The organism is Suttonella sp. (genome assembly GCF_056855035.1).
Map to the genome: position 1 here is coordinate 1 of NZ_JBXGGR010000087.1, position 10,535 is coordinate 10,535.

Annotated in this window: 10 protein-coding genes and 1 pseudogene; 1 reads left to right on the forward strand and 10 read right to left on the reverse strand. The window is 50.2% G+C overall.

The window, feature by feature from the left end:
• Positions 1–16: 16 nt before the first annotated feature.
• Positions 17–142, forward strand: coding sequence for a transposase (locus ACJHVI_RS07605; protein WP_483184169.1), 126 nt, complete (start codon positions 17–19; stop codon positions 140–142).
• Between the two features lie 202 nt (positions 143–344).
• Here the strand turns inward: ACJHVI_RS07605 and ACJHVI_RS07610 are convergent, their stop codons facing one another.
• From ACJHVI_RS07610 to ACJHVI_RS07655, 10 genes and pseudogenes are all read right to left on the reverse strand, one after another.
• The gene (locus ACJHVI_RS07610; protein ID WP_483184160.1) at positions 345–647 is read right to left on the reverse strand and encodes an H-NS histone family protein; all 303 of its coding nucleotides are present in this window, start codon (positions 645–647) and stop codon (positions 345–347) included.
• 123 nt (positions 648–770) lie between these two features.
• Positions 771–1,658 (reverse strand): UTP--glucose-1-phosphate uridylyltransferase GalU, encoded by an 888-nt coding sequence (galU, locus tag ACJHVI_RS07615; RefSeq protein WP_483184161.1) that lies wholly within the window; start codon positions 1,656–1,658, stop codon positions 771–773.
• A gap of 2 nt (positions 1,659–1,660) precedes the next feature.
• Positions 1,661–3,040: a DNA repair protein RadA gene (gene radA / locus ACJHVI_RS07620; RefSeq protein ID WP_483184162.1), complete on the reverse strand. Its 1,380-nt coding sequence runs from the start codon at positions 3,038–3,040 to the stop codon at positions 1,661–1,663.
• Positions 3,033–4,106, reverse strand: coding sequence for an alanine racemase (alr, locus tag ACJHVI_RS07625; protein WP_483184163.1), 1,074 nt, complete (start codon positions 4,104–4,106; stop codon positions 3,033–3,035). Before alr ends, radA begins: the two co-directional genes overlap by 8 nt.
• Positions 4,107–4,114: 8 nt before the next feature.
• Complete coding sequence (dnaB, locus tag ACJHVI_RS07630) at positions 4,115–5,515, reverse strand: replicative DNA helicase (protein ID WP_483184164.1); 1,401 nt, start codon at positions 5,513–5,515, stop codon at positions 4,115–4,117.
• A 9-nt stretch (positions 5,516–5,524) separates the two neighbouring features.
• Positions 5,525–6,586 carry a ribonuclease D gene (locus tag ACJHVI_RS07635; RefSeq protein WP_483184165.1) on the reverse strand — a complete coding sequence of 354 codons (1,062 nt, stop codon included), beginning with the start codon at positions 6,584–6,586 and terminating at the stop codon, positions 5,525–5,527.
• Positions 6,587–6,774: 188 nt separating this feature from the next.
• A complete protein-coding gene (locus tag ACJHVI_RS07640) occupies positions 6,775–7,293 on the reverse strand; it encodes a GNAT family N-acetyltransferase (RefSeq protein ID WP_483184166.1) in 519 nt (172 codons plus the stop codon).
• 329 nt (positions 7,294–7,622) lie between these two features.
• Positions 7,623–8,006, reverse strand: coding sequence for a response regulator transcription factor (locus ACJHVI_RS07645; protein ID WP_483184167.1), 384 nt, complete (start codon positions 8,004–8,006; stop codon positions 7,623–7,625).
• A gap of 10 nt (positions 8,007–8,016) precedes the next feature.
• On the reverse strand, positions 8,017–10,212 hold the full coding sequence (locus ACJHVI_RS07650) for an ATP-binding protein (RefSeq protein ID WP_483184168.1): 2,196 nt from the start codon (positions 10,210–10,212) through the stop codon (positions 8,017–8,019).
• 180 nt (positions 10,213–10,392) lie between these two features.
• Positions 10,393–10,535, reverse strand: a pseudogene (locus tag ACJHVI_RS07655) (IS1595 family transposase); the annotation flags it as partial.

Below are 10,535 nucleotides of genomic sequence, written 5' to 3' on the forward strand. Positions count from 1 at the left end.
AGATGCGGGACATCATATTTTATGGCTACCGCCATACAGTCCGGTTCTGAACCCAATCGAGAAAATGTGGGCTTGGCTTAAACGTAAACGCAAGGATTGGCGCTTAGATTGCATCGATAAACTATTCTTTTACTTCCTGTGAATTTGTAACTCTTTTTGAATTCTTTGACTATATAGTCAAGAAATTGAAAAAGTATGACGGACTTGGCTCGCCTTGTCGTACGTTTTTGTACTGTCTGCGGCTCGCCGCCTTGTACTGCTTTTTCACTTCTCCGAGTATAGCTTGCGGCAATAAAAAACCGACCGCAAGGGTCGGTTTTTTTTAAATGCTCTTTATCGGCAAATTATTTGATTTTTAAATCTTCTTCATTGCCGCCTTTTTCAAGGTATTCGCTAAACCATTTAGGTTGGCGGCCTTGTCCCGTCCAAGTTTGTCCGCTTTGCGGATGCACGAATTTAGCAGCTGCCGAACGGCGTTTGCCTTTGGCTTTCGCTTCGCCGCCAGTTAATACGGCGATTTGCTGCTCCGCGACGGCTTGGATTTCTTGGGCGCGTTTTTGGCGTTGGGCGCTCAATTGATTGGTTAATTCGACGAAAGTCGCATTATCTAATTTTGAAATTTCATCTAAAAGCTGAGTTAAATTCATGTATGCTTCCTTATGTTTATTTAATAACTGTCACTTAAGACTCGGATATTTTAAAATCAATTTTTCATTTATGCAAGCAATAAAAAAGAGTCGATGCAATATCGGATCTTGGATAAGAAAAACTTAGAAGGTTTGGCTGCGCAAATAATCGCGCAATTCGCTGCCTAATTGCGGATGTTCCAAGCCTAATTCGATATTTGCTTGCAAGAAGCCTAGCTTGTCGCCGCAGTCATAGCGTTTGCCCTCATAGCGATAGGCTAATAAGGTTTTCTCCTTAATCAATTTTTGAATTGCATCGGTTAATTGAATTTCCCCGCCGGCGCCGGCTTTGGTAGATTTTAAGATTTGCATAATCCGCCCCGGCAGAATATAGCGCCCGATTGCTGCTAGATTAGAAGGTGCGGTGCCTGCGCGCGGTTTTTCAACGATGCCTTCAATGGTAGAAGTGCGCTCATCTAATTTCGCGCCTTCGGTAATGATGCCGTAGCGATGAGTATGTTCATCCGGCACTTGCTGCACACCAATCACGCCTTGCTGATGCTTATTATAAAGCTCGACCATTTGTTTCATCACAGGGTTGCCATTGCTATTAATAATTAAATCGTCGGCTAATAAAACGGCGAATGGACGATCACGCACAATCGGTTCCGCCATTAATACGGCATGCCCCAATCCTAATGCCATTTCTTGGCGAATAAAGGTAATGTGCATATCACTGGGTTTAATACGATGCACGACGTCAATAAATTCTTGTTTATTACGATTGGCCAATTCGGTTTCCAATTCATAGGCCATATCGTAATGTTCGGTAATCGACCATTTATTGCGGCCGGTAACAAAAATCATATTGCGGATACCGGCGGCATAAGCCTCATCGACGGCATATTGAATCAGCGGTTTATCCACTACCGGTAACATTTCTTTGGGCGTAGATTTGGTAGCCGGCAAAAAGCGCGTACCAAATCCAGCCACAGGAAAGACCGCCAAATTGATTTTTTCAGCTTCAGACATCGTTATTCTTCCATTTCTTTAAGTTGCTCAAGCGCCTCAGACAAGGTATCTGCGGCATAGATGCTCAGTTTAGCACGGGCGCGGGGCAGATTAGCGCGCGGTAAAATCAATTTTTTAAAGCCATGTTGTTCTGCCGCCTTAATTCTGGCTTCGCCGTTGGCGGCAGGGCGCAATTCTCCTGCCAAGCCGACTTCGCCGAAAATCACGGTATCGCGCGCAATCGCTTTGCCGCGCAAACTCGAGACCGCCGCCGCCAAGACCGCCAAATCCGAGGCGGTTTCGCTGATTTTCAGCCCGCCGACCACATTCACATACACATCCATATCGTGCATGGAAATGCCGCCGTGACGATTTAATACCGCCAGCAACATTGCCAAACGCCCTCCGTCAAAGCCCTGCGTGACGCGACGGGCATAATTGCCGCTATTGGCATCGACCAATGCCTGCACTTCCACCAATAAGGCGCGACTGCCTTCCCAGACAGGGAAAATCGCGCTGCCCGCCTGATTGCCATCGGGGCGCGATAAAAAAATCGCCGAGGGATTGCTGACCGCTTTCAAGCCGTTTTCCAGCATCGCGAACATGCCCAGTTCATTCACCGGCCCGAAGCGGTTTTTAATCGCGCGCAACATACGAAAACGGCTGCCCGCCTCGCTTTCAAAATACAGCACCGTATCGACCATATGCTCTAAAACGCGCGGACCGGCAATCGCGCCTTCTTTGGTTACATGTCCGATGAGAAACACGGTCGTACCGCTGTTTTTGGCAAAACGCACCAATTGCGCCGCGCATTCGCGCAATTGGCTGACAGCGCCGGGAGCGGCGGACAGGGCTTCGGAATACAGGGTTTGAATCGAATCCACGACCAAGACTTGCGGCTGATGCGCTTCGGCGGTAGCTAAAATCCGCTCGATTTGGGTTTCGCTGTATAAGGCGATTTTCTCGCGCGACAAACCCAAACGCTGGGCGCGCAAACCAATCTGACGCGGACTTTCCTCGCCGCTGACATACAGGCATTCCACCTGCTGCGCCAAATGATGCACCGTTTGCAGCAGTAAAGTCGATTTACCGATACCCGGATCGCCGCCGATTAAGACTACGCTGCCGCGCACCAAACCGCCGCCCAAAACACGGTCAAATTCGCTAATGCCGCTCGGCATGACCGTATCGCGGTGTAAATCCACCTCATGCAGACGTTGCACCTGACCGGCGGCAACCCCTGCATAACCGCCGCTGCGCCCGCCACGCGGCGGCGTTTTCGTCTCGACGACCGCTTCTTCTTGCAGGGTATTCCACTCGCCGCAGGCATCGCATTTGCCCTGCCATTTGGGAAAACTGCTGCCGCAGGACTGGCAGACAAAACGCGTTTTCGCCCTAGCCATGATGGACTTCCAAACGCACCCGCGGCGTCAGCATCGTGCTTAAGGTATAAGGAATCGTCTCTGCCGCTGCCGCTACCTCTTCCGCCGCCAATTGCTTGCCGAACAGCTCCACCGCCGTGCCGGCAGGATAATTCTCCGCCCCCAGCCAGACCAAAGCCATATCCATCGCCACGCGCCCGACCAAATAATAGCGCCTGCCCTCAATCAAAACCGGCACTTTGCCGCTCTCAATCCGCCGCGCCCAACCATCGCCGTAGCCAATCGCAATCGTGGCAAGATAGCCCTCGCTCGGCGCGATAAAACCTTGCGCATAGCCAGCGCTCTCGCCTTGTGATAAATAATGCGTCGCTAGAATTTCGGTATGCAAAGTCATGACTGCCTGCAAACCGAAATCCGCGCCGCAGCTGCCTTCAAAAGGCGAGAGACCGTAAAGCATAATCCCTGCGCGCAACCATTCGCTTTGCGCCGCCGGCAGACGGAATATGGCGGCGGAATTGGCATAGCTGCGCTGCCAAGTATCGGGCAGCTGCAGATGTTGCAACTGCGCCAATTGCCCCTGCGCATGCGACAAATCCTCGCTGTCGGCACAGGCAAAGTGACTGACCACACCCTGCCAATCCACATAGGGCATACATAATGCCTGCGCAAACAAAGCCTCGCTCTCCGCCGCCGCAAAACCCAAGCGGTGCATACCGCTGTCGATTTTCAACCAAGCCTTGAGCGGCGTTTGCGCGGCAGCCAGCCAATCCAACTGCCGCTGATGATGAATCACCGGTTGCAAATCCTGCTCGGCGCACAGGGCGATTTCCTCGGGATTGAAAATCCCTTCCAATAAGACAATCGCCTGCCGCAGCCCTACCGCCCGCAAAGCCACGGCCTCCTCGCTACACGCCACCGCATAACAGGGTGCGACATCGGCAAGGGCCTGCGCCACGCTCAGGGCATCATGCCCGTAGGCATTGGCTTTGACCACCGCCATCATGCGCGCCTGCGGCGCCTGGGCTTGCAAAACCTGCCAATTGTGGCGCAGCGCGGCAAGGTCAATGATTTTTTTCAATGGACGCATGGCATTCCTTAATAATCGTCGTCATCAATAGAAGGGGCGGCATCGCGGAACAACGAAAACTCGCCTTCAAAAATCAGCGGCACCGTGCCGATAGGACCGTTACGCTGCTTGCCGATAATGACTTCCGCCGCGCGCGGATTGGCATTTTGCTTGTTATACACCACATCGCGATAGACAAACATAATCAAATCCGCATCTTGCTCAATCGCCCCCGATTCGCGGATATCCGACATAATCGGGCGTTTATCGGTGCGGCTTTCCAAAGAGCGGTTCAACTGCGACAGCGCGATAATCGGCACTTCCAATTCTTTTGCCAATAATTTCAAACCGCGCGACAAATCGCCGATTTGAGTGGCGCGGTTCAAATCCGAGCCGCCGCCGGTGGGCAATTCCATCAATTGCATATAATCAATCAAAATCAAGCCCAATTCTCCCTGCTCGCGTTTTAAGCGGCGACAGCGGTTGCGGATTTCGTTAAGGGAAATATTGGAACTGTCGTCGATAAAAATCTTCGCATTCATCAATTGCGAGCCGACCGCATATTGGAAGGCATTGTGATTTTGATTGAATTGACCGCGGCGCAGCTGGTTTTGCGGAATTTTAGTTAGAGAAGACAAAATCCGCAGCATCAATTGCCGCGCCGGCATTTCAAGGGAAAAAATCGCTACCGGCAATTCCGCCAGCAAAGCCACACTTTGCGCAATATTGATGGAAAACGCCGTTTTCCCCATCGAAGGACGTCCGGCAATAATAATCAGATCGCCGCGCTGCAAACCGCTGGTCATATTGTCCAACTCGGTAAAGCCAGTGGGAATGCCGGTTACCTCGCCGTCAATCTGCGCCATTTTTTCAATCAAATCGATAGTTTCCGCCAAGACTTGCCGCGTACTCATCAAACCCTGATTGCCGCCGCGATCGAAAGACTCGGTAATGGCGAAAATCTTGCTCTCGGCATTATCCAAAATCGTGCGCGCATCGCGTCCCTCGGGGAAAAAGGCGCTGTTGGCAATCTCGCCAGCGGCGCTAATCAAACGCCGCTTAATGCTTTGTTCGCGCACGATTTGTGCATAAATTCTGGCATTGACTGTACTCGGCACTTCCATCGCAATACGGCGCAAATACTCGTCGCCGCCCGCCTTGTCCAATTCTTCCTTATCGCGCAGACGCGTGAGCAAAGTCGGGCGGTCGAAAGGCTCGTTGCGCTCCGCCAATTCGGCAATCGCCGAGAAAAGCAGGCGGTTGTTGTAATAATAAAAATCCTCCGCCTGCACGACCTCGCTGACTTCGTCCCAGCATTGATTGTCGAGCAATAAGGCGCCGATGACCGCCTGCTCGGCATCGCTGGAACGCGGCGGCTCTTTGACCCGCTCAGCATTGTCATACGAAGAAATAGCGCTTTGATTTTCCATACCTATACCTTATAACTCTATCGACTGAAAAAATGCCGCCCGCCAACCCTGATTGAGCAGGGCATTGTCTTTGTCTTTCAGCCACTCGCGCATCTGCCGCGGCGTTGCCAGCATCTCGTCGCTGATATTGAGTGCCGCCGCCGTGCGATGCACATATTTTTCCAATTTCTGATAGCGACTTTGCTCGCGCGCCGCCAAACGCAAACTACGTTCGGGCGTCGGCGGACTTTCTTGACGATAACGCGCAAATGCCGCCTCAATCGCCGCGCTGTCTTGCAGCATCGGATGCGCCGGCGACAGCAATTCCGCCAAGTCCAGCGCATTTTCAGGCTGACGGCGTGCCGCAGCAACCAAATCCTCATCGCTTAAAACCTTGCGCCGCGGCAAATCCTTGGCGGCGGCAATCTGCTCGCGAATATCCACTAATGCCTGTGCGGCGACGTAATGGGCGGCGCGTAAATGCTGCGGCGCACCGCGCAATTTGTACCAAGGCAGCGGCGCAGGCGGCGCAAGAGCTTGCGCCAATTGACGCGCGCATTCTTCCTGCCACCAAGCCAGCCGTCCCAAGGCTTGCAAATCCGCCACCAATAAAGGATAGACTTGCGCCAATAGTGAGACGTCATCGGCGGCATAATCGCATTGCGCCGCCGACAACGGGCGCGCCAGCCAATCGCTGCGGGTCTCGCTTTTGGGCAGCAAAATGCCCAAATAATGCGCCACCATATCGGCATAGCTGATTGCTTTCTGCGGATAGCACAGAGCAAAGCCGATTTGCGTATCGCGGATTTGCCGCGGCAGCACCCCGCCGATGCTGTACATCAATTCGATATCTTGACTGCCCGCATGCAGCACCAGCGGCGCCTCATGGGCGGCAAGCTGCGCCCACAGTCCCTCCATTGCCTGCTGCATCGGATCGCATAATTGCACCTGCGCCCAATCCGGCTGATAGAGCTGAAGCAAAGCCAGTTTCGGATAATAATGCCGCTCGCGGACAAATTCGCTGTCGTAGCAAAGAATGCGCGCGGCGTTTAAAGATTGCGGCAGACCGAGCTGCCATGTGCTGTAACTCATGGAATAAAAGATTCGCCTTGCCTAGCGGCAAAAGTGGCTAAGGTATCATAAATCGCCATAGATAGAGCGGCTTTATGCTGCGTCTATAGCCGCAGAAGTGAAAAAGTAGTACAAGGCGGCGAGCCGCAGACAGTACAAGAGCGTACGGCAAGGCGAGCCAACGGCGTAATACTTTTTCAATTCTTTGACTATAATGGCTTGGGGAAATAGTAGGCATAATATTGAATGCCCAGCCAACGTCCGAATTTAAAGCCGACTTCGGGAAATTCGGCGATTTTGCGAAAGCCCAATTTCTCATGCAGGGCTTCGCTGGGACGGTTGCCCAAGGTCAGATTGGCGATTAAGACATGCACATCACCGCGCGCGGCAAGTTTGTCTATCAAGGCTTGATATAAGGCGGCGCCCAAGCCGCGGCAGCGTTCTACCGAGCGTTCGGCGTCCAAATAAATCGTGCTTTCAAAACTGTGCGCATAGGCAGGGCGCTCCATCCACGGTTTGGCATAGGCATAGCCGATAAGTTTGCCTTGCATTTCGGCAATCAGATATTCGCCATGGGCAAGAATGCTGCGCATTTGCGCGAGTTTCTGCGCTTCGGATTGCGGGCTGTCGTCAAAGCTGATGACGGAGTGTAGGGAATAATGATTGTAGATGTGCGTAATGGCGGCGACGTCGCTTTCTTCTGCGGGGCGGATTGTCCAAGGATTCATATGTGTTTATCAAAATTTCCTTACTGGTTGAAACCCCTCCCTTTAGGGAGGATAATCTTGTGGGAGAGGTGTAACCTCTTCCAAGTCAGGGGAACACGTAGAGCGACGCTTTATGTGTCGCTTTGTGTGTTGAAACATCTCTGTGGTTTTTAACTCTTCGACTATAGTCGAAGACTTAAAAACCTATTACAGTATTAGCTCGCTTTGCCGTACGCTCTTGTACTGTCTGCGGCTCGCTGCCTTGTACTACTTTTTCGCTTCTCCGAAAATAATATAAAGACAAAAAAAAGACCGGCACAGTGTGACCGCTCTTTTTTCTTGTCAGCGCTTTATTTTTTCGCTTTTTCCTGCATGGCAATCATTCTTTCCAAAGCCCCTTTAATATCGTTTTCATTAAAGGGCTTGCAGATAAATCCGCGTGCGCCGTATTGCAAAGCTAATAAAGCTGTGGCTTTATCCGATAAGGCGGAAACGACTAAAATGCTCACGCCAGTGCCTTTGGCAACCAAGCGTTTGATGCATTCCAAGCCGTCCATATGTGGCATGGTTAAATCCATTGTGACCAAATCAGGCTGAAATTGCTCGAATTTTGCCACTGCTTCTTCGCCGTCTTTGGCGGAAGCCACGATCTGGATGTCTGAATCGGCAAAACTTCTTGCGATTCTGTTGCGGATAATATTTGAATCATCGACAACCATTAAGGTATATGCCATAGTTAATCCTCTATTTTGCTGGGAAAACCGCCACAATTCTCGTGAACTGGTCTTCTTTACTTGTTACACTTAATTTTCCTTGAGCCGATTTTACCAAATCGGCCACAATATCCATACCTACGCCGCGTCCGGCATCTTGGGTTTGCTGTTTGGTGGTGGAAATGCCGGAGGTCATCATGATGCCGTACAGCGCCTGTTCGGACATCTGCTGCGCCGAGGCGGCGCTTGCCAAACCGGCTTCTACCGCTTTTTGCCGCAATTGATCCAATTGAATGCCTTGTCCGTCATCTTCAATACCTAAGCACAATTCTCCTTTGGCGTTGTTACGCAGCAAGAGTTTGATCGTGCCTTGCGCCGGTTTGCCCGCCGCCTCGCGCACTTCGGGCATTTCGATGCCGTGCACAATCGCATTTTTCAAAAGCTGGACGGCAATATCTTTATAAACCGTAAATTGCTCGTCTTGCGCATACACTTCGTCGAAGCCTTCGCATTGCAGACGTACCTGTTTGCCGTAGCGTTGGGCAATGCTTTGCGCATACTGTTCGAAATAGACTTTCCAATGCGTCTGCGGAATGGCCTTGTCTGCCTGCAGACTTGCGGAGGTATTGGCGCCTTCTTCGGCATGGTTCATGCTGCGACCCATGATGCGCAGGCGTTCGATCAAATTGCTGATGAATTGGTTTAATTCCAGCATTTCTTCCAAGTTTACGGTAAAGGACAGGAAGTCATTGCCGCTCAGATTGGCACGCCGTTGCAATTCTTTTAAGAGCTCTTCCTGTCTTTCCGCCGCATTAACAAAGCCTTCCAAGCCCAAAGCCGAAGCGTCGCCTTTCAGGCTGTGCATTTCGCGAAAGAGCAGATTGCTTTTATCGCGCAAGCCCATGCGTCCATGCACTTTTTGTTTTAAGACTTCGTTCATCTTATCGATTCTTTGCTTGGTATTGGCAATGAATGACAATAAATGCTGTTGATCGATGGATAAAATAGTGCCGATCATTTCCAATTCGCGGTCATGCTGTTCTCTTACTTTTTCAAGATTTCTTTCCAAAAGCACCGCTTCGGTTATATCGACCACGCTGACAAATACCTTATTCACTTCATCGTTTTGCCCATTGTTGATGCGCAAGAAGTTGAAATCCAGATATTTGGTTTTTACCGTGCCGTCGTCTGCTAAAATATTGGTCTTAATTTGCTTTAAGGGATTTAAATCTTGGATTAATTCTTCCACTACCCAACCGTTATATAGCTGATCGACGAATAATTTGGCATTGTTCAAATCCGCTTCTGAAATTGAGTCCTGCAAAATTTCTAATAAGGTTCTGCCTTGCAGATCCTTTTTCTGCAAAATCGATTCCAAGCTGCGCGAATATTCGTCGGAAATCACCAATTCTTTGTCAATCAGGAATAAGCCTTCATTTACCGTATCCAAAATATCGGTGGTCTGCTGACGGGCAATGGCTAAGCGGCTGTCGCCTTGCAGTAATTGACGCAGAGCGCCGAAGACGATGAAGAAGAATAAGAGAAATGCCAATGCCAAGCCGCCCAATTGAATTTGTTCGGATAGTTCGGATTGTTTGGCAATTTCCGTATTCAAAGCGGCGGATAGATGATTGGCTTCGGTCAATAATGCCTGATTATACAGACGCGAATAATCGACCAGATAGTTACTGGTTTGCTCCGATACCACGCCTTTTTGCGTATCGCGAATGAAGTTATCGAGCAAACCCAGATAAGGCGTCCAAATTTTCTGGGTTTCCGCCAAGCTTTTTACCGCCGCAGGATTGTCGGCAGCAGATAGGTTTACGCTGTTGCCGTCTGTGCCGCTGACGCTGCCGCCTCTTTGAAATGCCGCCAAGCCTTGAGCGAATAAATCGCGTTGCGCCTGAATTTCCGCAATCTTATAAATGGCAATTTGCGGTAATTCCTCCAGCTCGACTTCCCGCTGCGCCGTTTGAGAAAGTAGGGCTTTTTGCGCTAAGGCTTCTTGAATGTATAAATTAATGTCGTAAAGGTTTTTGGATAATTGCTGTGTAATCGCGCCCTGTTGTCCGGAAACATCAAGCGCTTGAGCCAATTCGGCAAAGCGTGCGGCGGATAGATAGTTCAGCAATAAGGTTGAAACCGTCAACAGCAGAAACATGACGACTAAAATAATGAGGGATAAATACTTGCGATATTTAAACGGTCTTTTGGTTGTGGCTTTCATCAAAATTTCCTTACTGGTTGAAACCCCTCCCTTTAGGGAGGATAATCTTGTGGGAGAGGTGTAATCTCTTCCAATTCAGGGCAACATACAGAGCGACGCTTTATGTGTCGCTCTGTATGTTGAAACATCAATCTCTCCAAATATCTTTAGGCTCTAGACTAGCAGAGTGATTGGTATAATTCATTGCAGAAGCGACCATAAATGATTTTTCTAAATCATCAATACCCCGCTTCCGGCGCCATTCGCATTCTTTCAAATGCCATTCGAAATTTTTGCTTACACCGTTAAATTTTGCAAGCCTTCTTTTGGTAAAACTCCAAAAA

What these genes read in the sequence shown, in the direction of transcription:
- ACJHVI_RS07610 (WP_483184160.1), bottom strand. Translation starts at nt 647, where the DNA reads ATGAATTTAACTCAGCTTTTAGATGAAATTTCAAAATTAGATAATGCG.
- galU (WP_483184161.1), bottom strand. Translation starts at nt 1,658, where the DNA reads ATGTCTGAAGCTGAAAAAATCAATTTGGCGGTCTTTCCTGTGGCTGGA.
- radA (WP_483184162.1), bottom strand. Translation starts at nt 3,040, where the DNA reads ATGGCTAGGGCGAAAACGCGTTTTGTCTGCCAGTCCTGCGGCAGCAGT.
- alr (WP_483184163.1), bottom strand. Translation starts at nt 4,106, where the DNA reads ATGCGTCCATTGAAAAAAATCATTGACCTTGCCGCGCTGCGCCACAAT.
- dnaB (WP_483184164.1), bottom strand. Translation starts at nt 5,515, where the DNA reads ATGGAAAATCAAAGCGCTATTTCTTCGTATGACAATGCTGAGCGGGTC.
- ACJHVI_RS07635 (WP_483184165.1), bottom strand. Translation starts at nt 6,586, where the DNA reads ATGAGTTACAGCACATGGCAGCTCGGTCTGCCGCAATCTTTAAACGCC.
- ACJHVI_RS07640 (WP_483184166.1), bottom strand. Translation starts at nt 7,293, where the DNA reads ATGAATCCTTGGACAATCCGCCCCGCAGAAGAAAGCGACGTCGCCGCC.
- ACJHVI_RS07645 (WP_483184167.1), bottom strand. Translation starts at nt 8,006, where the DNA reads ATGGCATATACCTTAATGGTTGTCGATGATTCAAATATTATCCGCAAC.
- ACJHVI_RS07650 (WP_483184168.1), bottom strand. Translation starts at nt 10,212, where the DNA reads ATGAAAGCCACAACCAAAAGACCGTTTAAATATCGCAAGTATTTATCC.